General features: G+C 57.7%; 22 protein-coding genes. 10 read left to right on the forward strand and 12 right to left on the reverse strand.

Annotated elements, in window-relative coordinates; translation table 11 throughout:
- Nucleotides 1-24: 24 nt before the first annotated feature.
- Together ABJM11_RS11485 and ABJM11_RS11490 are read left to right on the forward strand one after the other, a co-directional pair.
- The gene (locus tag ABJM11_RS11485; protein ID WP_348293394.1) at nt 25-705 is read left to right on the forward strand and encodes an FCD domain-containing protein; all 681 of its coding nucleotides are present in this window, start codon (nt 25-27) and stop codon (nt 703-705) included.
- Nucleotides 702-1706, forward strand: coding sequence for a bile acid:sodium symporter family protein (locus ABJM11_RS11490; RefSeq protein ID WP_348293395.1), 1005 nt, complete (start codon nt 702-704; stop codon nt 1704-1706). Before ABJM11_RS11485 ends, ABJM11_RS11490 begins: the two co-directional genes overlap by 4 nt.
- Here the strand turns inward: ABJM11_RS11490 and ABJM11_RS11495 are convergent.
- A complete protein-coding gene (locus ABJM11_RS11495; protein ID WP_348293397.1) occupies nt 1677-2342 on the reverse strand; it encodes a J domain-containing protein in 666 nt (221 codons plus the stop codon). The two genes, ABJM11_RS11490 and ABJM11_RS11495, sit on opposite strands and share 30 nt — an antisense overlap.
- Nucleotides 2343-2525: 183 nt before the next feature.
- Here ABJM11_RS11495 and ABJM11_RS11500 point away from each other — a divergent pair, with 183 nt between their 5' ends.
- The 3 genes from ABJM11_RS11500 to ABJM11_RS11510 are packed head-to-tail and all read left to right on the forward strand — an operon-like array spanning nt 2526 to nt 7613.
- Nucleotides 2526-4664, forward strand: coding sequence for a TonB-dependent receptor domain-containing protein (locus ABJM11_RS11500; RefSeq protein WP_348293398.1), 2139 nt, complete (start codon nt 2526-2528; stop codon nt 4662-4664).
- Between the two features lie 32 nt (nt 4665-4696).
- On the forward strand, nt 4697-5677 hold the full coding sequence (locus ABJM11_RS11505) for an ABC transporter substrate-binding protein (RefSeq protein WP_348293399.1): 981 nt from the start codon (nt 4697-4699) through the stop codon (nt 5675-5677).
- Nucleotides 5670-7613: an ATP-binding protein gene (locus tag ABJM11_RS11510; protein ID WP_348293400.1), complete on the forward strand. Its 1944-nt coding sequence runs from the start codon at nt 5670-5672 to the stop codon at nt 7611-7613. The genes ABJM11_RS11505 and ABJM11_RS11510 overlap by 8 nt, the downstream gene beginning before the upstream one ends.
- Before the next feature lie 19 nt (nt 7614-7632).
- On the opposite strand, the gene gorA is transcribed toward ABJM11_RS11510, so the two are convergent.
- The 11 genes from gorA to gspE form a co-directional block, all read right to left on the reverse strand.
- Entirely contained in the window at nt 7633-8994 is a 1362-nt protein-coding gene (gene gorA / locus ABJM11_RS11515) for a glutathione-disulfide reductase (RefSeq protein ID WP_348293401.1), read from the reverse strand.
- A 32-nt stretch (nt 8995-9026) separates the two neighbouring features.
- Nucleotides 9027-9692 (reverse strand): GNAT family N-acetyltransferase, encoded by a 666-nt coding sequence (locus ABJM11_RS11520; protein ID WP_348293402.1) that lies wholly within the window; start codon nt 9690-9692, stop codon nt 9027-9029.
- 22 nt (nt 9693-9714) lie between these two features.
- A complete protein-coding gene (locus tag ABJM11_RS11525; RefSeq protein ID WP_348293404.1) occupies nt 9715-10245 on the reverse strand; it encodes a type II secretion system protein M in 531 nt (176 codons plus the stop codon).
- 4 nt (nt 10246-10249) lie between these two features.
- Nucleotides 10250-11566 (reverse strand): type II secretion system protein GspL, encoded by a 1317-nt coding sequence (gene gspL / locus ABJM11_RS11530; RefSeq protein WP_348293405.1) that lies wholly within the window; start codon nt 11564-11566, stop codon nt 10250-10252.
- 69 nt (nt 11567-11635) lie between these two features.
- Nucleotides 11636-12655 carry a type II secretion system minor pseudopilin GspK gene (gspK, locus tag ABJM11_RS11535; protein ID WP_348293406.1) on the reverse strand — a complete coding sequence of 340 codons (1020 nt, stop codon included), beginning with the start codon at nt 12653-12655 and terminating at the stop codon, nt 11636-11638.
- Nucleotides 12655-13437, reverse strand: a complete 783-nt coding sequence (gspJ, locus tag ABJM11_RS11540; protein WP_348293407.1) for a type II secretion system minor pseudopilin GspJ — start codon at nt 13435-13437, stop codon at nt 12655-12657. The genes gspK and gspJ overlap by 1 nt, the downstream gene beginning before the upstream one ends.
- Nucleotides 13437-13811: a type II secretion system minor pseudopilin GspI gene (gene gspI / locus ABJM11_RS11545; protein WP_348293408.1), complete on the reverse strand. Its 375-nt coding sequence runs from the start codon at nt 13809-13811 to the stop codon at nt 13437-13439. Before gspI ends, gspJ begins: the two co-directional genes overlap by 1 nt.
- Complete coding sequence (gspH, locus tag ABJM11_RS11550) at nt 13808-14362, reverse strand: type II secretion system minor pseudopilin GspH (RefSeq protein WP_348461497.1); 555 nt, start codon at nt 14360-14362, stop codon at nt 13808-13810. Before gspH ends, gspI begins: the two co-directional genes overlap by 4 nt.
- On the reverse strand, nt 14344-14796 hold the full coding sequence (gene gspG / locus ABJM11_RS11555) for a type II secretion system major pseudopilin GspG (RefSeq protein WP_348293410.1): 453 nt from the start codon (nt 14794-14796) through the stop codon (nt 14344-14346). The genes gspH and gspG overlap by 19 nt, the downstream gene beginning before the upstream one ends.
- 54 nt (nt 14797-14850) lie before the next feature.
- Nucleotides 14851-16062, reverse strand: a complete 1212-nt coding sequence (gene gspF / locus ABJM11_RS11560; protein ID WP_348293411.1) for a type II secretion system inner membrane protein GspF — start codon at nt 16060-16062, stop codon at nt 14851-14853.
- 4 nt (nt 16063-16066) lie between these two features.
- A complete protein-coding gene (gene gspE / locus ABJM11_RS11565; RefSeq protein WP_348293413.1) occupies nt 16067-17575 on the reverse strand; it encodes a type II secretion system ATPase GspE in 1509 nt (502 codons plus the stop codon).
- A gap of 194 nt (nt 17576-17769) precedes the next feature.
- On the opposite strand from gspE, the gene ABJM11_RS11570 reads away from it, so the two are divergent.
- The 5 genes from ABJM11_RS11570 to ABJM11_RS11590 all read left to right on the forward strand — a co-directional run bounded on the left by ABJM11_RS11570 (nt 17770) and on the right by ABJM11_RS11590 (nt 23964).
- Complete coding sequence (locus ABJM11_RS11570) at nt 17770-18423, forward strand: type II secretion system protein N (RefSeq protein WP_348293415.1); 654 nt, start codon at nt 17770-17772, stop codon at nt 18421-18423.
- Nucleotides 18424-18431: 8 nt separating this feature from the next.
- The gene (locus tag ABJM11_RS11575; protein WP_348293416.1) at nt 18432-19103 is read left to right on the forward strand and encodes a transglutaminase-like cysteine peptidase; all 672 of its coding nucleotides are present in this window, start codon (nt 18432-18434) and stop codon (nt 19101-19103) included.
- A gap of 99 nt (nt 19104-19202) precedes the next feature.
- Nucleotides 19203-20795, forward strand: a complete 1593-nt coding sequence (locus tag ABJM11_RS11580; protein ID WP_348293418.1) for an FAD-binding oxidoreductase — start codon at nt 19203-19205, stop codon at nt 20793-20795.
- A gap of 2 nt (nt 20796-20797) precedes the next feature.
- Nucleotides 20798-22405 carry a glycerol-3-phosphate dehydrogenase/oxidase gene (locus tag ABJM11_RS11585; protein WP_348293419.1) on the forward strand — a complete coding sequence of 536 codons (1608 nt, stop codon included), beginning with the start codon at nt 20798-20800 and terminating at the stop codon, nt 22403-22405.
- Complete coding sequence (locus tag ABJM11_RS11590; RefSeq protein ID WP_348293421.1) at nt 22402-23964, forward strand: FGGY-family carbohydrate kinase; 1563 nt, start codon at nt 22402-22404, stop codon at nt 23962-23964. The genes ABJM11_RS11585 and ABJM11_RS11590 overlap by 4 nt, the downstream gene beginning before the upstream one ends.
- The last annotated feature ends 2 nt before the right edge of the window (nt 23965-23966 follow it).

Raw genomic sequence — 23966 nt, forward strand, 5'->3', positions numbered from 1 at the left:
TCATCTGCTGTCAGGATCTTCAACATGAAACTTCAGAGAATCACCAAAGGCTCCCTGGTAGAAACCGCTATCGAGAGTCTTCGCCTCGCTATTGAACAGGGCCACTGGGCCATTGGCGACCGTCTGCCGGTAGAAGCAGACCTGTCCGAATCACTGGGAGTAAGCAGAAACACAGTCAGGGAAGCCGTCCGCGTGCTGGTCCACGTGGGGATGCTGGAAACCCGCCAGGGGGATGGCACCTACGTACGGGCCACAAAAGACGCGGGGGAAACCCTGCGACGAATCGGGCGTTCAGAACTGCGAGACAAACTGGAAGTGCGCATCATGCTGGAGACGGAAGCCGCAAAGCTGGCGGCCAAGCGACGTGATGCGACGGATATGGAAAAGATGACCCGGGCCCTGGATAACCGCGCGAAAGCCGGTGACAACATTGCAGACCGGATCCATCATGACCAGTCTTTTCATGCGGCGTTGATTGCCGCCTCCCACAACCCTGCTCTCATCGAGCTGTACGATTATTTTGCCCATGCCGTCGCGATGACCATTGAGCAGACAGAGCTTGATGCGGATCTTCCCGAACCTTCACAGGAAGAACATGAGTTGCTCCTGGCGGCCATTCGGCGCCAGGACGACGCCAAAGCTGAAGCACTAGCAAAAGCCCTGCTCCAGCCAAGCGTCAATGCACTAGGGAGCAGGCCTGTATGAAACTCCGTCTCGATACCTTCACGGTTCTGCTGCTCGGTGCGATTGTACTTGCCAGCTTCCTGCCGGTAAGGGGGGATGCCGCCGATGCGCTGGCCACCACCGGCACGGTAGCCGTTGCCCTGCTGTTCTTCCTGCATGGGGCGGCGCTGTCCCGTGAACAGATTGTTGCTGGCGCCACCCATTGGCGGCTACATATCATTATTACCGCATTTACCTTCGTATTTTTTCCGTTGGTCGTGCTGCCGATTAACGAGATAAGCCGGTTTGCACCGACCTGGCTGCCGCCGGATCTGGGGCTCGGCTTTCTCTATCTGGGGGTGTTGCCTTCTGCGGTGTCTTCGTCCATCGCCTATACCGCCATGGCAAGGGGCAACGTTCCGGCGGCAATTTGCAGTGCTGCAGCCTCGAACGTTTTTGGAATGATGCTCACACCATTTCTGCTGCTGTTGCTCATAAGCACGTCCGGCGACAGCAACTTCCCTGTGGCTGACGCACTCAAGGACATTGTGCTTCAGCTTCTGCTGCCGTTTGCGGTAGGACATGGAATGCGACCCTGGCTTGGTGGCTTCCTGGCCCGCCACGAATCCCTCACTTCCCGTTACGATCAGTGCGTGATCTGGCTGATCGTTTATTCTGCTTTCTCACACTCGGTCGCCAGCGGTCTTTGGCAGAACCTGCCATTGAACGCCATTGGGCTGGCGATAGCGCTGTGCTTCGCCCTGCTCGGATTCTTTATGGTGATGGCGATGTTTGTGGTTCGCAGGCTCGGCTTCAGCCTGGAAGACGAAGCCGCGGTGGTATTCTGCGGCTCCAAGAAAAGCCTGGCGTCGGGTCTGCCCATGGCCAAGGTACTGTTTTCCGGGCATCCCGGGTTCGGCATGATCGTGCTGCCCATCATGTGCTACAACCAGATTCAGGTCATTGTTGGCGCCATGCTGGCACAGAAGTACCGCAGCAAGATCGAGGCAGCGTCAGCCCCCGCCGCCCATTCCGCTGAATAGGGTGGCAAGGATAGCCAACCCCACAATCCAGCCGATAACAGCCGGCCAGAAGTTAACCATCTGGGGAGGCGGCTCTTCCTGGGGCTGCTGGTCACCGCTCGCTTTCTCTGAAAAGGTTTCATCCTCTTGCTGGAGCTCAGGGGCATCGCGAAGGCTGTACCAGTCAAACCAGCCCGCCAGGAACTGCGTAACCGGAGCCGGGAAGGTGCCATTCTCCGCCATCGGGCGCACCTGGTGCTCGAGAGATCGGCCAACTTCATTCCGGAGCCGCGGCTGGTCCGCTGGCGGTTCACCAAGAATGGCCTTCCAGATTTGAGGATCGCTGCTACGGCGGGAGTCATTGAGCAGGGCATGAATCTGAATGACCACCTCTCGCACGACCTGTTGCTCGGATGCGGTCAACTCAGCCCCCTCGTCCTGCCCTTCTGCCTCTGTCACGGCATTATTTGCCGACGCAGCATCCACCAGGTCACTTTCTCCCGGTTCGGCACTGTCGCTGCCTGTGGCTTCACGATAGGCCTGGCGCAGGCGCACCAGCTCATCCTCAGAAGCAAACTTTTCCTGTCGCTCGTAGGCGGCATCGATCAGGGCCCGGTCACGGGTGGGCTCAATTCCTAGTATTTCCCAACAATTCATAGTGTTACAACTCATTCAGCGTATAAACATTACATTTTTGAGAGACAAATGTAATCTTGTCACTTAGGATAACGATAACGCAGTTAATAAAAAAAACTCCCACACTCGGCAAAGTATAAAACGACACCCATGTCCGTTACGAACTATCCTGTTAAAAATCCGGAGCTTCCCGGAAGTCTCCGGATGCGCGCCCGTCTGGTTGCCAGCCTTCTGTGCGGTTTATTTGCTGTGGTTGTAACAGCGAAAGCAGCAGAAGATTCCCCTTATAGCTACGATCTGGCCGCCTTGGGCAATGCTCCGGACGCGTTTGGCTCTGATTCCGCTATTCCGGAAGTGCTGTCCACTACCCGGCTCAGGCAACCGAAATCACGGGTTCCGGGTTCAACCACAATCATCACTGGAGACATGATCCGGGATCTGGGCATCATGAACCTGGTCGAGGTTTTCCGCCTGGTACCGGGCATGACGGTCAATTCCGTTGGCAGTAATCAGCCGGTGACCAGTTACCATGGAACCGTGCACTACGAACAGCGCCGACTGCAGGTTCAGGTGGATGGTCGCACCTCCTATCAGGCAAGCCTGTCGGACATGGACTGGAACACCATGCCGGTGCCGCTGGACCTGATCGAACGGATCGAAGTCAGCCGCGGCCCCAACAGCGCAGCCTATGGCATTAATGCCTTTCTGGGCACCATAAACATCATCACCCGCGCCCCCGAAGACACGGCGGGTATTGACTTGCGCGCCATATCAGGTGCCCGGGGTTACCGGCGTGCGTTCGGCTCTGTGGGCGACACCGGCGAAGACTACAAGTGGCGCCTGGCTTACGAAAAACGCAGATCAGACGGTTTCGACAAACAGGAAGACGATGACAGGTTCTACCCGTTTAATGATGGGTACAATATGAATACATTCAACTACGACAGTAATCTCGTCCTCAGCAGAGACTACAACCTAGACCTGCGAGCCGGGGTCGTAGACGGAGTCGATGAGGAGGATGCGCGCAAAAACGGAAAACTGGGCGCAAACGAGGACCCCAATATTCTGGTTGACGACTACTATCTCCAGACCCGGCTGAACGTTACCACCTCCGAACGCCACTTCTACCATGTTCAGGCATCGTTCCAGAATTACGACCGCAGGCAACGATGGGCCATCTGTATTCCTCAGGACCAGTTCGCGGACATTCTGGACCCGAATACATCGACCCCTGATCTCAGGGCGTGTGCCCCGGGCGACACCAATCCGTTCCGGGCCAACCTCAACGAAGACACCGAAGAGTCCCGCCTGGAGCTCGAGCTTCAGGATACCATTCTGTTCAACCCCGACCTGAAACTGGTCTCTGGCCTGGGGTATCGCAAAGATACCTACCGGTCCGAGACTTTTTTTAACGGTCGTGGCAACAACTACCAATCCCGGGTGTTCGGTAATCTGGAGTATTCGCCCTTCGGCTGGCTGACACTGAACTCCGGCGGAAACTGGGAAAGAACAACCACAACGGACGAAGGGTATTTCTCGCCACGGGTCGCCGCCAACTTTATTCTCGCCAACAATCATACTCTGCGGTTCGTGTACTCCGAGGCAGTCCGAACTCCCGATGCTTTTGAGCAGAACCCGGACTGGTCCTACCGCCCCAGGAATGTAGCACCGCCATTCGAGTCTGCGGAAGGACAGAGATTCCTTGTGGAAGATCTGGTCGACCCAACCACCTCCACCTTTGGTAAAACACTTGAAGAAGAGCGTATAACTTCTCGTGAAATAAGCTATTTCGGCCAGTACTATCTCGACTCATCCATCCTGGCGCTGGAAGTCAGATACTTTAACGATCACCTCCGGGATATGATCAGCGGCATTATCAATGAGGAGGAATGGACCATTGATAATAACGTGGCCCTTGATCAGGAAGGCTTTGAAGTAGAAGCAACTCTCGATTTTCCCGGCACCAAGCTCCGGATCAGCTATGCTTATCTGGACCAGGACGGCCGTTACACCGGGGAGAACGATCGGGATGCCGGGGATAAGCAATACGCTATCGACCTGCTGGGACGCCTCTCCGTCAGACATTCGGGCAGCTTTGCGTGGATTCAGGAGTTGCCGTTCGACCTGACCTCCTCGGCGGCTTTCTATTTTGCCGACGAGTTCCGCCGTTCCCAGTTTGAGCGGGCCGATTTTCGGCTGGCCAGACAGGTATTCAGCACAGGCTACAGTTACGAACTGGCGCTAACCATGCAACACTATCTGAACAGGGACCCGACGCTCAGCCCTGACAATATTATTAGTGATCACAACCAGTTCTTCGTTGAAGCTGGCGTAAGATTCTGAAGCAACAAGGACGACATCAGACCCGGGACGGTATGAAAGCCACAAAGCATCCGAACATTCCGGCAAGAACAGGTACGTCTGCAAGCAGCTGGTCTCTGGTTGTACTTGCCCTGTTTCTGGTTGTTTCCCAATCACTTCATCCCGCTGCAGCTCAGTCTGCCGATGGATCACTGGTTTACCTTGCCGGCTCCGAGAATTCAGCGCTGAACCGTCGCATGCTGTCCCTGCTGGAAGAGGCTCTGGGAAGCGCAACGATTGTCCGGTCTTTCAGCGCGGGGCAAACCTCCCAGGACACGAAAACGCCTGTTATTGCCCTGGGCCCGGAAGCCTTTACCCGGGTTCGTCAGGAGGACAAGAGCGTGCCGATTCTGGCGTTACTCGTTGATGAATCGTTCATCGACGGTTACGCCGAACGCTCTGATGGTTCGGTCTCCGGCATACTCTATAACCCACCCCTTCTTCGGCAAGCCATCGCCGGCCAGGTCATTCTGCCGCACGCCACGCGGGTCGCGATGCTGGCACGCCCTGACACGGTCGAACTGTATGAGCCGGTAACGGACCAACTCCCCGACTACGGGCTTGAGGGTAAGATATTCGTTGTCACATCCGACGACAAGCTGATACCCACGCTGATCCGTGCCCTTAACTACGGGGACTTCATCCTCGCAGCACCGGACAGCAGCATCTACAACCCAAGAACCATCAAGCACATCCTGCTGACGGCGTACCGGCGTAACCGGATTGTCATTGGGCCGAGTCAGGCTTACGTAAAGGCCGGATCACTGGCATCCACCTACACACCCCTCACCCAGATTGCGAAACTGGCCGCGGACTTTATCAGCGAATATCAGGCCAGCGGCCGGTTCCCCCCACCTGCTTACCCTGAGAGCTTCAGCATTGATCTGAATCATCAGGTGGCCAGGTCACTGAATATTCCGTTACCAGACAACCAGAACATTATCACCTCGGTGATGGAGCAGCTTGTGGTGCCTGAGGAGACTGCCAATGACTGACCTGACAGCCGCGCAGGCTCCGCTTTCCAGGAAGCTCCTGCTGTTGGGAGCGGCCCCGGCGATCATTATGTTTATCGTGCTGATGGTGTTTTTTACATCAGCCCGGCTTGATGATGCCCGCAAGGATCTGGCAGATAGCAGCCAGATGCTGGCAGACAGCCTTGCCCCTGCCGTTGAATACGCGGTGGTATCTGGCAACACCGCCGCCCTGCAGCAAATTCTTTCCCAGTCCCTGCGGCGCAGCCGGGCGCAATGGATCAGGGTATCCAACCTGATGGGCGACGAGGTCGGCTTTGTGTCCACCGAACAGTCACCGGAAACCATGCCGAACGAAACGTTCGACGTGTTTGAATCGGAGATTTTGCAACAACCCCTGGATCTGGGCGGAGACCGCCAGACCGAGTGGTTTGAACCGGATTACGGGTTTGGCGCCGGTGCACTCCGGGTGGGGACCGTACAGGTTGGTGTCAACAAGGAACAACTGGCTGCCCGTCGCCAGGACATACTCTGGACCTCACTTGCGGTAGGCTTTTCACTGCTGCTGTTTACCCTGCTGATCGTCAACCATTCCCTGAACAGCATTATTTCTCCCATTCGCGCTCTATCCCGTCGGGTGACGAAGCTGACCAACAGGGAATACGACGAAGTTCCGGTCAGCCGAACGGGTACAACCCGTGAAATCAGGGAGCTGGAAGAAAGCCTGAACTCGCTGGCAACTCACCTCAGAACACTGAAAAAGTCCCGGGATGACACCCTCGCCTCGTCAGAAAAAGCCAGGGAGCGGGCAGAACAGGCCAACCGGGCAAAGTCGGAATTTCTGGCAACCATGAGCCATGAACTGCGCACACCACTCAACGGCGTACTGGGCATGATCGAACTGGTCACCGAGGAGCCGTTGACCCCGCGGCAGATCGATTATCTGCAAACGGCCCGTCACTCGACAGAGGATCTGCTGACCGTCATCAACGATATTCTGGACTACTCTCACATCGACCGTGGCACCCTGGAGCTGGACAACCGCGAGTTTGACCTGCAACAGCTGATAACCAATTGCACTGCAAGCTATCGCCACATTGCCGAACAGCACGGCCTGACGCTATCCACGAAATTCGTTGGCGAGTGGCCTGACCACCCTCTGGTGCTTGGCGACGCCTCCAGGCTGCGCCAGATCCTCGCCGGCTTGGTTGACAATGCCATCAAGTTCACCGGTGACGGCTTCATCAATGTTCAGGCGGACTGGTTCTCACTGGAGGAAAACTGCGTTGTGCTGAAGTGCACCGTCAGCGATTCCGGTTGCGGCATCCCCGTTGAGCGGATTCATGATATTTTCAATTCCTTTGAGCAGGTTGAAAGTGGGGATTCCAGGCCTTATAGCGGAACCGGTATGGGGCTTTCCCTTGTTCAACGGCTGGTCGAGCTCATGGGAGGCCATGTGAAGGTGGAGACCGATCTTGGCAAAGGTTCCTCGTTCCGTTTCGAGTTGCCTTTTGAGCTGGCAACGCCGGTGGCGCCCCACCTCACCAGAGATCCGGCACCGCTGGAGAACGGGCAAGCCAGGGCGCGGGCGCTGGTCGTCGAAGACAATATTGTCAATCAGAGGGTGGCCACTGCCCTGCTCAAGCGCCTGGGATTTGAAACCGACGCGGCGATGAACGGCGAGGAGGCGCTGGACCTGGTGCGGACCAACCACTCCGGTTATGACGTGATTTTGATGGATTGCCAGATGCCACTGATGGACGGTTACGAAACCACGCGTTGCATCCGGGAGTGGGAAAAGAGTAACGGCCAGGGGGGCACGCCCATCATCGCGCTGACCGCTGATGCATTGCCGGGCACGGAATCGACCTGTCGCGAAGCGGGCATGAACGACTACCTGTCAAAACCGGTACGAAAAGAAAACCTGAGACAGGTACTCAGCCGCTGGCTACGGATGTAAGCAGCGGCTGGATTTCAGGTCAGGCTACCGGGTCACGCATGGTGACAAATTCTTCAGCAGATGTCGGATGGATACCAATGGTGCTGTCAAACTGGGCCTTGGTAGCGCCGGCCTTGATCGCAACAGCTATGCCCTGGGTAATCTCGCCGGCATCCGGCCCTACCATATGCGCACCCAACACTCTGTCCGATTTGTCCTCCACCACCAGTTTCATCAGCGAGCGTTCGTCCCGACCGCTGAGAGTGTGCTTCATGGGTTTGAATTCGGAGCGGTAAATGCGCAGTTCATGGCCAGCTTCCCTTGCCTCGGCTTCGGTCAGCCCGACGGTGCCTATGTTGGGTTGGCAGAACACCGCGGTCGGGATACTGCTGTAATCCATCTCTCCCTTGCCATCCCCGAACAAACGTCTTGAGAGCACCATGCCCTGGGCCAATGCCACTGGTGTCAGTTGAGGTGTACCGATCACATCACCCAAAGCCGTGATAGATGGAACAGCAGTCTGGAAATGATCATCCACAACCACATGGCCAGAAGCGCTCAGTTGAACCCCAAGTTCCTCCAGGCCAAGCCCGTCCACCAGCGCCCGGCGGCCTGTCGCGGCCATGACCAACCCGGTATCCAGACGAGAGCCATCAGTCAGACTGACTGCGTAGTGGGCATTATCCGTTTCGATGGACTCAATATTGACGCCAAAACGCAGGTTGATGCCCTTCTTGCGCATTTCAGCTGCGGTAAATTCACGCACATCGTCATCGAACCCCCGCAGGAACAGGTCGCCCCTGTACAGCAACGTTGTTTCCACCCCGAGTCCCGCAAGAATGCCGGCAAATTCCACCGCAATGTAACCGCCACCCCAGACCACGGCCTGCTTTGGGAGTTGCGGAAGGTAAAACATCTCGTTTGAGGTAAGCACGCATTCCTTGCCGGGTACATCGGGCACAACGGGCCAGCTACCAGTCGCAATGGTAATGTGTTTGCTGGTAAAGGTCCGGTCGCCTACAACGACTGTATTGGCGTCTGCCAGGGAGGCAGTGCCGTCTATCACAGTCACACCGGCGTTCTCCAGCATGCGCCCGTAAATGCCGTTGAGCCGCTCTATCTCGGCATTCTTGTTAGCCACCAACCGGGTCCAGTCGAAAGTGACCTGGCCAGTTGGTACGTTCCAGCCGTAACCGGCGGCATCCTCGATGTCCTCGCCAGCGTGAGAGCCATAGACGAACAGTTTTTTGGGAACACAGCCCACATTCACGCAGGTCCCGCCGAGGTAACGCGACTCCACTACCGCTACGCGGGCGCCCCTGGCGGCTGACATCCGGGCCAGCCGAACCCCACCGGAACCGGCACCAATAATGATCAGATCAAAATCCTGTTTGTCAGACACAGCGTCTCCTGTAATACAAAAATGCGGTTCGCTTAGCCGGGGGCCATAGCGGCCTCTCCGGTGCGGACCTCGCGAAACAGTATGTGGTCTTCAAAATCACCCAGCCGTATGGTGCCAAGGCTGCGGAACCCTTCGGATTCGTAGAACGGCAGATAGCGGCTGTTACCGGTATCCAGCACAAGCCCACTGCCCCGGGGGTTTTCCGCGCACAGTTTTTCCACAGTAGACAGCAGCATCCGCCCATAGCCTTTGTTCTGGTATTTGGGATTGACCCCCATCAAAGGCAACTGATGGGCGAGTGGCTGAGGCAGCATTTCCTTGATTTTTTCGTGGTAATCGAGATAACGGCGAGTGCAGGCGAAGCCGGCGGTAAGCACCATGCGGATTCGCCAACTGATCTGCTCCGCCAGATTCAGCCGGAGTTCCGGTTCGCCAATAAACGCAACGGCTACCAGGGTATCGTTTGCCATCACGCCAATGGCGTCCTGATCCAGCTCGAAGTACAGGTCAATCAGTTCCCGCACGGTAGCCCTGACCCGCTGCTCGTACCCCGGGCGGCGGTGGTCAAACAGGTACTGAAACGTAGGTTCGTTCCGATAGGCGCTGACCAGTATCGAGATAGCCTCGTTACGGGCACTTACGTCGAGACGGACAATAGCCGGTTCCAAGCTGTTCTTGTTGTCTGTGCCGTCAGTCATCCTGTGTTCTCCAGCATTGGCCTCAGATTGTTAAAGTAAGACGTACGGATACCATGCCCGGATCATTCTGTCGATCCATCGAGGCCTGATCTATCTGCACACCATGCCCGGTATTCAGCTGCTCCAGCCAGCTTGCCACCTCGGTAAACGGCGCACCATCAAGCCAGACCCGTATCGCACTATCGCCGCTGGGCTCGAAGCGCTGCAGCGACAACCCCGCTTCGCCAGCACTGCGGGTAACCAGTGACATAAGCTCACGGCCGTCTTCCGGGGCATCCACAGGGGCGTTGCCCTGACCGGCACTGCCACCAGACAGTCTCTGAAGAGTATCGTTGTTGGCTTCCATCCATGCCATAAGCTCAGCCGACCGTTCACGCTCGCTGAGGGCCTCGTCGTGGAAACTCACCGCAGGTGTCCAGACCGCAAAATAGAGAATACCCAGTAACACCGCAACCGCGAGGACGCTCAAAGCCTGCTGGTCCCGTCGGGGTAGCTGGTCATACTGGGCAATCAGTTTGCCCACCGCTGGCTGTTCCCTGATTGAGTTCAACATGGCGCTATCCTCCTGAGACCGTCAATCGACCGCGGGCGCCGTCGGATTCGTTCACCACCGAGCCAATCTCGGCATTCAGCCCCTGATTGGTCAGGCCATTGCGCAAGGCACTCAGCTTGTTGTAGCTGTCGGCCCTGACATCCACCGCCAGTTCTCCCCGATTGCGGCTGTAATTGACAGAATTGAACACCACCGAACCTGAGTCCGGTATTTTTGAATACTGTTCGCCGGTATATTTCATAAGAGTGATAAACCCGGTAGCCGGGCCATTTGCCTGCATCTGGCGTAACTGCCCTTCAACCACCCTACGGACGTTTCGCGCATCCGTTCTTGCATCCGTCGGAAACGCGTCCCGATAAATAGCCATCGCCTGTTCCTGGAGCTGGTCGGCTTTTTGCTGGTGGTAAAAGCCCATGCCAACCTCGACACCGATCTGGATAACAAACCAGACACTGGCCACCGCGATCAGCGGCTTCCACGCCGTCAGCGCACTGGATTTGCGGGAACGGATGGCGTATTCACCCTGGCAGAGATTGATCGGCTGACAGAGATGGTGGTGATGAGCATGGGCCAGTAACTCCAGCGGCATCAGTTCCAGCCTTTTTTCCCTGACTGTCAGGCGCCCGGACGATTTGAGCTCGGCGAGGTCGGCCTGCTGATGCTCGAATTCCTGTTCGATCCCGTAAACCGTCACCGGCACTTCCGCGATGACTTCCTCGGAGGGCGGCAGTGCCAGAGTCTGGGCGAACATGGCAAGGTTACGTGCCTGAACACTGAGCCACTCTCCCCGATCACTCAGCAACATGGCCGTTTCACCATCCAGGCAAATTGACCAGCCCCCTTCAGTGACTGGAAGCAGGCCCGCATCCGGATAGAGCGCTTCAAGCTTCAGGCGTTCCCAGCTGCTGAACATTGCAACCCAGTCCGCCATGCGGCGGCGGTCGATCGCTGCTACCCGGAATCCGTTTTCGGTGCGGTTCCCGAGGGCGAGATGAACGCTCTCAATATCCTGGGCAATCTGTTCTTCCACTGCATAAGGCAGTGCCTGGTAGATAAAGCGGGTCTGCTTGGCAGGAATATCCGCCACGCAGAAGAGTGCCTCTTCACCGGGGAGCAGGCCCACCATCAACACGTTTTCAAGGTTGTTCTGAGCCAGCGTCTGTTCGATATCCTCTTTCGCGTCGGCGGTGCCGCGAGCCTGTGCATCCCCGCTGGCATCGAGCAGAACCCAATTGTATAACTGAGCTCCCGCCGAGACGTCGAGATTGGCGTCAGGGGCCGCAAAGGGTGGCAGGGGCCTGACATAAAGGCGGTATGACATTCTGAGCAATTTCCTTTTCAACCCTTCCGGGCGTTCATTGTTGGTACTGATGGTGTTCCAGGACTCAAACTATTCACCAGAGACGCTGAATGGCTCTTTAGTTATCCGGTTTTTCTGGCCGGTATTCCGGTGCACCGTCTGCATTTCGCCCTCCGGACTGCGGTAAACCGTGCTGACCAGGTTGGCAACCCGGTCATCGTAGGTAATCCGGGAGACCACTTCAAAAAAACGGGTTTGCACCCCAAGCCCTGTGGATTTCAGGCCCAGGCCAGCAAATTCCGGCAGTGCCAGGAAATCCTGAACGTTCTCGAAGCGCTCTTCCTGACGCTTCTCAAGAATAGCGTCTGCCTGCGCCTGTGTCAGTTCTTCATGCAGGGACCGCAAAACGGCCGCAGATGCGGTATTGACGTTAATACCCAGACCCGCAACTGGCAAGGCTGTTACATGGGGCCGCAAGGCCTGGTATGCCTCCTCGGTCATTCCATCGATCAGCCGCAGCTCCGACACCGTGATAAATGGCTGGTTCCCCGCCCGGTAGGCCGGCTCCTGCATCAGATACTGGCCGTCTTCGGCACCGTAGGCACTGACTGTCTGGTCGTCCGGGTCGATCCAGTCGATCAGGGCGTCGACATTCAGTCCGGTGATCTCCAGTACCTGAAACAGCCGCGTTACCCGGTCCCGCACCAGCGGATTAACCTGACCGTTACCACTCACCAGGTCATTGAGGTTGATCTTTCCGCCCTGCCCATCAATCTGCACTTCCGCCACACCATTATCATCCAGCGGCAGTATTGCAGCGTTCTGGGCCCAGAACTCGTCGTTGCTATCCACCATGGCGTTGTTATTCTTGTCCTCTTCAAAATCCCGGACAAGGATCTGCCGCGCAAAGGCTTCCGCCCCCAGGGCAACGCTATGGCCCTGCTGTTGAGCAAGGTAGTGGCTGGCACGAAATACCCGTACGCTTTGCTGTTGAGTCATGCCGCTGGCCAGCATGACCACCAACGCCATTGCCAGCAGGACCATGATCAGCGCTACCCCGCTCTGGCGACTGGCGGGTGAGCGAAGCGTAAGGGAATCACTCGCACGCATCACTGCCCCCCGGTCTGGGAACTATTCGGCAGTGCATCGTCGTCCTGCTGCTGGGTGTCAGTGTCGTCTTCGTCAGATTGCGCTTCATTCGCCGCGTTAACAACGCCCTGGGCCTGGCTGCTGTCGAAGTCAGGCAGGGCGAAGGTCCGCACCAGCTCACCAAAGCGCTCATGTTCCAGGGTAATTTCGATACCCAGCGGCAAGGGGATATTCGGGCGGGTTCCGGGATTCAGGTTGGCCATACTGGCTTCATCCGGCCAGCTGTCACGCCAGTTACGCTGGTCGTCCAGGAAGCGAACCTCGAAATCGGTCACATCCGCCAGCAGCAACATGTCCTGGCTGTTGTCCTCCTGGCCCTGATCGACGGAAATCCAGTATCGACGCCGCAGTTCATCACCGGTGTATTCCCAGGCAACCCGTTGCATTGTGCTACGGCGTGTACCCAGCGGATTACGCCACCCCTGGCGGGTAAGCACCACGGCGAAATCATCCTCGCGACTGGTCAGTGCCGGCCGGAAGTCGCCATAGATGTCGCGGCCCGGACGATTGACAATCTGGGTGATATCCCGTTCCAACAGCAGCATGGTGCGTTGAACCGAGTCAAACTGGTCAGCGACCTCGTTCACCCGGTCTCTGGACGCCACCACATTGCCCAGCACCTGCCAGACGCCAAGCCCAATGACCGCGGTAATGGTGACTGCAATCAGCATCTCCATCAGCGTGAAGCCGTTGCGTGCAACGGGCGGCCCAATCGGAAATGCCTTAAGCACGGAGACCGACATCAATTGTCACCCATAAAGGCAGACAGTGTGTGTATCGGTGGTGGGTCGGACTCATTACCGCGAAAGCGCCCCACGGTCACCTCTACCCGCAATATGGATGGGTCTTCTGTAGCGAGTACGGCGGTGGTGACTTGCCAGCGGTAGGGGCCGTAATCCAGATCGTCGGTATTCTCGGAAATTTCGGGAAGATTTTCCTGCAACCGGAGTTGATTAATCCGGTTGTCCGCAATCCAGCCCGCAAGGGTTTTATCCCGTATGCGCTCGTAGCTGGAAATATACTGGCTACCCACTTCCGCGGCAGCGGTTGCGATCAGGCCAAACACCAGCAGCGCCACCAGAACCTCGATCAGCGTAAAGCCGCGCTGGGTATTCATGCGTCGTCACTCGCTTCGCTTCCCGGGTGCCGCCACTCCATCGGTGAAAATCCGTCCGACGCGATAGTGTGCATTCTGGAATCGTCCCTGCCGAGAGTGAATTCCAGTTCAAACGGCGTTGTCTCACCACTGGAAAAAAACACGACGTCCGGGCGCAGGCGATCTTCTTCGGAAGCGAGCCTGGGTGTATCGTTCTCGATGTATTCGGTGACCGCTATCCATTCCGGAAACCCCCGTAGCCGGAACATCGGCTCCCCGGGTTCCTTCCACTCCCCGCTGCGTTCCTCCCAGGCAACAAAGCGATAGCCTTCATCATCGAGTATCAGGCCCAGTTCGGTGTTGTTGAGCACCGCCTGCTCTGACGCGGTCTGCATCAGAAGATACAGTTCCCGTACCTCGTTTTCCATCTCTCGATCCCGGGAACTGCCCCCCATGGTCATAACTGCCAGGGACGCCAGCAGACCTACCACAACCAGGACAACAAGAATCTCGATCAGTGTGAAGCCGGAATGTCGCGCCCTGGTATGCACAATCAGTCCCTGACTTTCCACACGCTGATGTCGGCGTCGTCGCCCTCGCCGCCTTCGCGGCCATCCGCACCATACGAAAAAAGGTCGTACGGCCCTTCGGTCCCGGGGCTGATGTATTGATACTCGTTGCCCCAGGGGTCTTCGGGAACACTGTTGAGGTAGCCCTCGGGGTTCCAGTTCCGTGGCTCTGGGCTGCCACTGGGTTTGGAAACCAGTGCTTCAAGGCCCTGCTGGGTGGAGGGATAGTGGCTGTTGTCGAGGCGGTAGAGGTCAAGGGCGTTGGCAATATTGCTCATTTGCGTCTCGGCAACCGTTACTCTGGCCTGGTCGCTTCGCCCCATGATGTTTGGCGCCACGATGGCGACCAGCAGGCCCAGGATAACCATCACCACCATGATCTCGATCAGGGTAAAACCCCTTTGTTCAGTCTGGTATTTCATTGTCTTGCTCTTCATCGTTCCATGTCTCTGGGTTTCGAAATGGTCCGGATCCAGTAGCCGCGATACGGGCTACCCAACCAGGTTACTCATGTTGAGAATCGGGAGCATGATGGCCAATACGATTATCAGCACCACCACACCCATTATCAGCAACATCATGGGCTCAAACAGCCCGACAATGGCCGCGATTTTTGATTGCAGGGTGTTTTCCTGCATGGACGCGGTCCGCTCCAGCATGTTGTCCAGTTCGCCGCTGGCCTCACCGCTGGCAATCATATGCAGCATCATCGGCGGAAAGTACCCGGTCTGGTCCAGCGACCGGTGCAGCGAACCACCCTCGCTCACTTTCCTTGCCGCATCCCTCAGCTCCTGGCGCAAATAATCGTTTGATAACACCTCGCCGGCAATTCGCATGGCATCCACCAGTGGAACACCACTGGTGGTCAGGATGCTGAGAGTGCTGGCATAACGGGCGGTGTTGACCCCCCGAACCATGCCGGAAAATAACGGCATATTCAGCAGGCTTTTGTGGAACCGCAGCCGGAACGCGGGCTTTCGCAAAGACAGGCGGAACGCCACGATACCGGCAATAATGAGGATCGCCAGATAGATACCGTAGCTCCCCAGAAAATCCGATACCGCCAGCATGGCCGATGTCAGTGCCGGTAGCTCCTGCCCCTGTTTCACAAATACTTCGATGATATCCGGAACCACATAGGTCAGCAGAAAAACCACGATGGCTATGGCAACCACGCTGAGAATAATCGGGTAAATCGCCGCAAGCTGGATTTTCTGGCGTGACTCCTGCCGGGCCTCGGTGTAGTCCGCCAGACGGTTGAGCACCAGATCCAGGTGCCCTGCGTGTTCACCGGCCGCGACGGTAGAGCGGTACAAACGCGGGAATGCCCGGGGAAACTCCCCAAGGCTGTCCGCCAGGCTGTAGCCTTCCATGACTTTCGCGCGGATGGCAATCAGCATACTGCGAATCCGCGGACTGGATGACTGCTGGGCTGCCGCAGACAGCGCCTGCTCGATGGGAATGCCGGACTGTATCAGGGTTGCCAGTTGCCGGGTAACCAGGGCAAGGTCGGCGGTTGCAAGGCCACCCCGGCTGCTCAGTGGATTGCTGCGGGTCTGCTTTTCGGTGGCCGGCTCAACCGCTAAAGGCGTCAGCCCCTTCTCGCGCAGTTGCTGACGTACCGCCCTGGGCGCATCTGCTTCAACCACTCCCTGTTTCTGTTTGCCACGGCTATCAAGAGCTTTGTATTCGAACGCTGGCATGTATCTATCTGCTCCGGTGGGTCACACGAAGGACCTCTTCAACCGTGGTCACGCCATCCAGGATCTTCTGCACGCCATCGGCATGGATACTCGGGCCATGGAGACGGGCTTCGTGCTCGAGATCCAGTTCCCCTGCCCGCTTGTGGATCAGTGAGCTGATCTCTTCGTTCACTTCAACCACTTCATAGATACCTATACGGCCGCGGTAGCCCAACTGGTTGCAGTGCTCGCATCCTTTGGCCCGATAGATTGTGGGTGGGCTGGAAGGATCCTGCTGCAGAAATTCGCAATGTTCCTCACTGGGCTCGTAGGGTTCGCGGCAGTCCTTGCAGAGCACGCGCACCAGCCTCTGGGCAACGATGCCCACCAGGCTGGACGAAATCAGGAACGGTTCGATGCCCATATCCATAAGACGAGTGATGGCGCCGACGGCCGTGTTGGTGTGCAGAGTGGACAGTACAAGGTGGCCCGTCAGGCTGGCCTGAACCGCAATTTCAGCGGTTTCAAGATCCCGGATCTCACCTATCATGACCACGTCAGGATCCTGGCGCAGAATCGCTCTAAGGCCCCGGGCAAAGGTCATGTCCACCTTGGTATTCACCTGGGTCTGGCCGATGCCGGGCAGGTTGTACTCAATGGGATCCTCAACCGTCAGGATGTTACGACTGCGGTCGTTTATTTCCTGCAGCGATGCGTAAAGGGTTGTCGACTTACCTGAGCCCGTCGGACCGGTTACCAGCAGGATACCGTAAGGACGGTAGATCAGCTTGCGCAGTATCTTCAGATCGTTGCCGGCCATGCCCAGGGATTCCAGGCGGATACTGCCGGCCTGCTTGTCCAGAAGACGCAGTACCACCCGCTCGCCACTGGAGGACGGCATGGTAGATACCCGGATATCCACTTCCCGGCCGGCGACACGAAGGGCGATACGGCCATCCTGTGGAACGCGCTTTTCCGCAATATCCAGTTTGGCCATAACCTTGATACGGGATACCAGCAAAGGTGCCAGAGCCCGTTTCGGCTGAACCACTTCCCGCAGCACACCATCTACCCGGAAGCGGACGACCAGGCGGGTTTCGTAGGTTTCAATATGCACATCCGAGGCACTGGTCTTGACTGCCTCTGTCAGGATGGCGTTGATCAGCCGGATAATCGGGGCGTCGTCTTCCTGCTCCAGCAGATCCTCAGTTTCCGGCACCGAATCTGCCAGCGAGGCCAGATCCATGTCGTCGCCAATACCTTCCACCATCTGCATGGCTTCGGCGGAATCGTTCTGATAGGCCGCGTTCAGGGCCGCATCAAACCTCGCCGGCTCAATGGTGGAGAATCTGGCCCGGCCGCCACTGATGCGGTTGGCTTCCGCCAATGCAGAATGGCCGGCACCGGGACGCACCAGGATAACGGGCTCGCCGTGATCGTCACGGGTCAGAATCACGCCGTTGCGCTTGGCGAACGTGAAGGGAAGACGGCCGAGCGGAGCATCCTGCGGCTGAAGTTCTGTTTCTGTGTCCACGATCGTCCTCGTTCTGTTACCGGGGCCGGAAGGCGAGAGTTCCAGAATCCCTTTTTATTCAATTAATTCAGAAAGGCTACCATAGGATATGGAACCGCTGAATAACTCTATACACTATACTGCCAATAAAACTTTTCAGTCTGATAACCTGTGAGCCTTTTGCCGGCTCTCACCAGCGCTTTTCGGGACAATCAATGCTTTTAACCAGCTCGAGGTTACCACTGTTACTCGCCACCGTCGCAGGCATTGCCATGATCACTGTGACAGCCTGGCAGGGATATCGTTTCTGGCAGAACGAAACCGATACCACCACGACCACCCCGGCCATGCCTACGCAGACCACGGGCAATGTCCCGCAGGAGCCGAACATCAATCTGGCCTCTCTTGACCTGTTTGGCAAACCCGGCGAGGTAGCGACTGAGGCCGAAGCAGACACCGAGAATCTGCCGGAAACCAATCTGCGGCTATTCCTCCGGGGTGTATTGGCCGCTTCCGGTGATTTTCCGGGCAGCGCGCTGATTGAGGACGACAACAGTAAAACCGAAGCCTACCTTGTTGGTGACGAGTTGCCCGGCAATGCCACGCTTCGTTCCGTGCGGGCCAACCGAGTCATTATTGAAAGGGGTGGGAAACTCGAGAACCTGTATTTTCCGGAAGATGAAGACAGGTCTGGCGTGTCCCTGGCATCCACTCAAACCTCGGGTGGCCAACAGGACCCTCAGGCGCCAACCCGCCCTGCCAGTACAGGCCAGTCTGCCTCCGACGCCGGTGATAACAGTGAACAACGCCGGGAAGAAATCCGCCGGCGACTGGAGCAACTTCGTGAACGCCTGAGAAACAACAACTAAGGACACCCATGGAGACGGCCACACTTACCCCCCGACGCCGTTGCTCCCTGATCTCCCTGATCTCGATCTTCATGATGGTAACCACACTGACGGTGGCCGCTTTTGAACTGGGCGAGAAGCTGATGGACTATGTCCGCTCCGAATTCGGTGATGAGGCCCACGGCCGCCTCAGAACCTGGCAGAATCTCCACAACATGGCGTCAAACGCTCCTGTTGGCCGGCAGCTCAGGCTGGTCAATTCCTTCTTCAACCGCGCCCGTTTCATGACGGATATGGAACACTGGGGCGAGGAAGACTACTGGGCAACACCGGTAGAATTGCTGACCACCAACGGGGGCGACTGTGAGGATTTCTCCATCGCCAAGTACCTGACCCTGAAATCCATGGGTGTGCCGGATGAACAGCTGCGCATCGTCTATGTCAAAGCCCTGGAGCTCAATCAGGCCCATATGGTGCTGGCGTGGTACCCGGAGCCCGATGCGGACCCACTGATACTTGACAACCTGATCAACGCCATAAAACCTGCGTCCCAGCGCCCTGACCTTGAGCCGGTCTACAGCTTCAATGGCGATGGCCTGTGGCTGAATCGCTCCGGTGGCGATAACCAGCGTATTGGTGAAGCGGAGAAACTCTCCCACTGGCAGGACCTTAATGCACGGCTGATTGACAGCCTCCGTTGACGCCATAAGACACAACACCTGTCGCCAAGTGACATAGCCACAGCATCAAATGCCGGTACAATCCAGACATATTCAAACCACTGTGGAAGGATAACCCTTATGCGACGTTGGAACGGCTGGGGCGACGATCAATTCAACCTCGAATTACCGGATGGCGGACGCCAGTTCCTTGAAGATCGCATCGGTACTGCCACCCCGCTCACCGACACTTCCCTTGAGGCTGCATGCGCACAGGTGCCGGCCAGCCGTTTGCCGGCGCATCCGGATGTGGTCACAACGCCGGAGGACCGGGTACGCCACGCCCGTGGCCAGAGCCTGGCTGACTGGCTGGCCATGCGCAGTGGTGGCTTCGGTGTTTTCCCGGATGGTGTGGCTTACCCGGAATCATCCCGGGCTGTGGCTGAACTGCTTCGCTACGCGGGAGAGCATGACCTTTCAGTCATCCCCTACGGCGGCGGGACCAGCGTTGTCGGGCATATCAACCCGGTAAAAGGCGAGAAACCGGTATTAACCGTGGATATGGGCCGCATGAACCGGCTGATCGACCTGGACCGCGAAAGCCAGGTTGCCACTTTTGGAGCCGGCACGCCCGGCCCGCTGGTGGAATCCCAGTTGCGGGCGCAAGGCTACACACTTGGTCACTTCCCCCAGTCGTTCGAGCTGTCCACCATCGGAGGTTGGGTGGCAAGTCGCTCAAGCGGCCAACAGTCGCTGCGCTATGGGCGTATCGAGCAGTTGTTCGCCGGAGGACGCATCGAGACGCTCAAGGGTACACTGGAGATCCCCACGTTCCCGGCCTCCAGTGCTGGCCCGGATATCCGCGAGTTGATTCTGGGTTCCGAAGGCCGAGTTGGCCTGATCACGGAGGTAAAGGTCAGGGTCACGCCCCTGCCCGCCCATGAGAGCTTTCATGTGGTGTTTTTCCCGTCCTGGGACAAGGCCCGAACGGCCTGCCGTAAGCTGGTTCAGAACCGCACCCAGCTTTCCATGCTACGCCTGAGTAACGCCACGGAAACCGAAACCCAACTGGCCCTCGCGGGGCATCCCGGGCTGATTACCATGCTCGAATCCTATCTTTCACTGCGTGGCGCAAAAGACGGCAAATGCATGATGACCTTCGGGATCACCGGCAGCAAACGACAGTGCAGCAATGCCCTGAAGGAGACCCGCGCAATCTGCGGTGACCACGACGGCATCTACACCGGCAGGAAACTGGGCGACAAATGGGCCGCCAAACGTTTCACCATGCCCTACCTGAGAGAGGCACTGTGGGAATTGGGCTATGCCGTCGACACCCTGGAAACCGCGACCGACTGGGACAACGTTGATCATCTCTTAAGACGGATTGAAGAAAACCTTCGTAACCAGCTGAATAAAAACAAAGAGTCAGTTCACGTCTTCACGCATCTTTCACATTTTTACCCCCAGGGCTGCAGCATCTATACAACCTATGTGTTCCGGGTTGCCGATAGCTATGACAAGACCCTTGCCCGCTGGAAGGTCCTTAAAGACAGCACGTCCGGCGTTATCGTCAACAATCGCGGAACCATCAGCCACCAGCACGGGGTCGGTAAAGACCATGCCCCCTTCCTTCCGGTGGAGAAAGGCGAGCTGGGCATGCTGGCGATTGGCACGCTGTGCCGGACCTTCGACCCGGCTGGCCTGCTGAATCCCGAAACACTGGTTGAATAACAATGCCAAAGACTCGCGCACAAAAACTGGAGCAGCTGCGGACCGGCCACCCGGAGTTCGACATCGTCGTGATCGGTGGCGGTATCACCGGGGCCGGTATTGCCCGGGAAGCGGCAGGCAGTGGCCTGCGAACATTGCTGGTGGAGCAGAGAGACTTCTCCTGGGGCACCTCCAGCCGCTCCTCCAAAATGGTTCACGGTGGCCTCCGCTATCTGGGCAGCGGCCAGTTCAACCTGACACGAGATGCTGTGCGGGAGCGGGAGCGCCTGATGGAAGAAGCTCCGGGGCTGATCGACCCCCTGCGCTTCATCATGCCCCATTATCGCAAGCAGTTTCCCGGACCCGGTCTGTTCCAGATCCTGTTGCGCGTTTACGACCGCATAGCCCGTAACCCGTCAAGGCAGCGACTGTCGCCCGCTGAAACCCTGCAATGGGTGCCCGGGCTGGCAACCGACAACCTGGTAGCAGCCAGTGGGTTTACCGACGCCGTCACTGACGATTCGCGACTGGTGCAGCGGGTGATTGAAGAAGCTGAGGCCGATGGTGCCATGTGCCTGAATTACCTTCAGGCCGATTCCATTCTTCGTGACGAAGACACCTCCGCTGCCACCGGCGTCCAGCTTCGGGACAACGTCGCCGGAGGGCCGGCATTCACCGTCAATACCCGCCTGGTGGCCAATGCCACCGGAGCATGGGCACAGTCCCTTCAAAAAACGGATAACGACAGTAGCCGCATTCGGCCACTTCGTGGCAGCCACCTGGTTTTGCCATTCAGCAGGCTCCCGGTTTCCTGTTCGGTTTCGCTGTTCCACCCACAGGACGGCCGCCCGGTCTTCGCTTTTCCCTGGCAAGGCACCACCGTGCTGGGCACCACAGACCTGGACCATGACGAAGAACTTTCCCGGGAACCGGCGGTTACCCGGGAAGAGATGAATTACCTTCTGCAAATCTCGGAAACCCTGTTTCCCGCCAGCGGCATCTCCGAAAACGACATCATCGCCACCTGGGCCGGTGTGCGGCCGGTAGTCACCGAACAGAGCTCAAGCGGAAAACCTGTAAAACCCTCAAAGGAAAACCGCGAGCACGTGATCTGGTACGAAAGCGGGCTGGCGAGTATTGCCGGTGGCAAGCTCACAACCTTCCGGTTGATAGCCCGGGAAGTGCTTGAAAAAGCGCAAGACCTGATGCCGGACTTCTCACTCAGGGATAACGCCGCCCGCGTATTTTCCCCGATTGCAGAACTGGATAGGCCTGAGAGCATCAGCCATCACAACTGGAAACGCCTTCAGGGCTTCTATGGGCCCGCGCTGGCCAGTGTCCTGAACGCTGGCGCCCATGACACTGTGCCCCATTCGGAAACCCTTTGGGCGGAACTCGCCTGGGCCGCTGCCAACACGGGCGTTGTTCACCTGGATGACCTGTTGCTACGCCGGACCCGGTTGGGGCTGACCCTGCCCTCCGGGGCGAGTGAGGTTTTGCCGGACATCCGCAAGGTATGCCAACCCATCCTTGGCTGGAATGACGACACCTGGGAGCGTGAGCAGAACCGCTACCTTGGCATATGGCAATCCAGCTATTCCCTGCCGTCTGTTGGCGGGGATGCTACATGAGTTCCAACGGCTCGCTGATCCTGGCCATCGACAACGGCACCCAGAGTGTTCGCACCCTGCTTTTTGATACCCGGGGAAATCTGGTGGGCAAGGGTAAACAGGACATAGAACCCTACTTCTCCGAGCAACCCGGCTGGGCCGAACAGCACCCGGAGTACTTCTGGGGAGCTCTCGGCAAAGCGTCTGAACGGCTGTGGCAGAACACGGCAGCTCATCCAGATCAGGTTGCAGGTGTGACGGTCACTACCCAGCGCGGAACGGTCATCAACCTCGATCAACATGGCGCGCCCCTGCGACCGGCCATCATCTGGCTCGATCAGCGCCATGCCAAGGTGGAAGGCCCGGTATCCGGCCCCTGGGGCTGGCTGTTCAAACTGCTGCGCCTGGAACCCACGGTTGACCGTTTCCGGGAGAAAACCCAGGCCAACTGGATTGCCCAGAACCAACCGGAGATCTGGGCTGAAACGCGGCATTTCCTGCTCCTTTCCGGTTACCTGAATTATCGCCTCACCGGCCAGTTCCGGGATTCGGTGGGCAGCCAGGTGGGCTACATTCCCTTTGACTACAAGCGCCATCGTTGGGCCGGCAAACGGGATTTCAAATGGCAGACCATGCCGGTCAAACCGGAGATGCTGCCGGAGCTGATCAAGCCAGGCGACCGCATAGGCGAACTGACGGCCGATGCCGCTAACCACCTTGGTCTCAAATCACCCCTGCCCGTTATTGCAGCAGCCTCGGACAAAGCCTGCGAAATTCTCGGTTCCGGTGGCCTCAGCCCGGATATCGGCTGCATGAGCTACGGCACCACGGCCACCATCAACACCACCAGTAAGCGCTACATTGAACCGGTGCGGATGATGCCACCCTATCCGTCCGCCCTGCCCGGCCACTTTTCCACCGAAGTGATGATCTATCGGGGCTTCTGGATGGTGAGCTGGTTCAAACGGGAATTCGGCCTGCGGGAACAGAAACTGGCGGAACGCGAAGGCATCGAGCCGGAAGCACTGTTTGACGAGCTGGTACGTGCCGTGCCACCAGGCTCCATGGGCCTGATGCTGCAACCCTATTGGTCGCCCGGCGTTCGGCAGCCTGGGCCGGAGGCGAAAGGGTCCATCATCGGCTTCGGTGATGTTCACACCCGCTCCCATATCTATCGTGCCATTCTGGAAGGGCTGGCGTACGCGTTACGGGAAGGCAAGGAGCGCATCGAGAAACGCAGCGGTGTTCCCATCCGCAAATTAAGGGTGGCGGGCGGTGGCTCACAGAGCGACGCAGCCATGCAACTGACCGCTGACGTTTTCGGATTACCCGCCGAACGCCCCCATACCTACGAGACGTCTGGCCTGGGTGCTGCTATCGATGCGGCCGTGGGCCTGGGCCTGCATCCGGACTTTGAAACCGCAGTAGAGGCCATGACCCGGGTGGGAGATGTTTTCCATCCCCGGGAAGAGGCTCGCCACTTGTACGAACGCCTCTACCGTGAGGTGTATCTAAAGATGTACCCTCAACTACAGCCGCTGTACCGGAAAATAAGAGATATTACCGACTACCCCCAATAGCA

Source organism: Marinobacter sp., from assembly GCF_039977835.1.
GTDB lineage: Bacteria > Pseudomonadota > Gammaproteobacteria > Pseudomonadales > Oleiphilaceae > Marinobacter.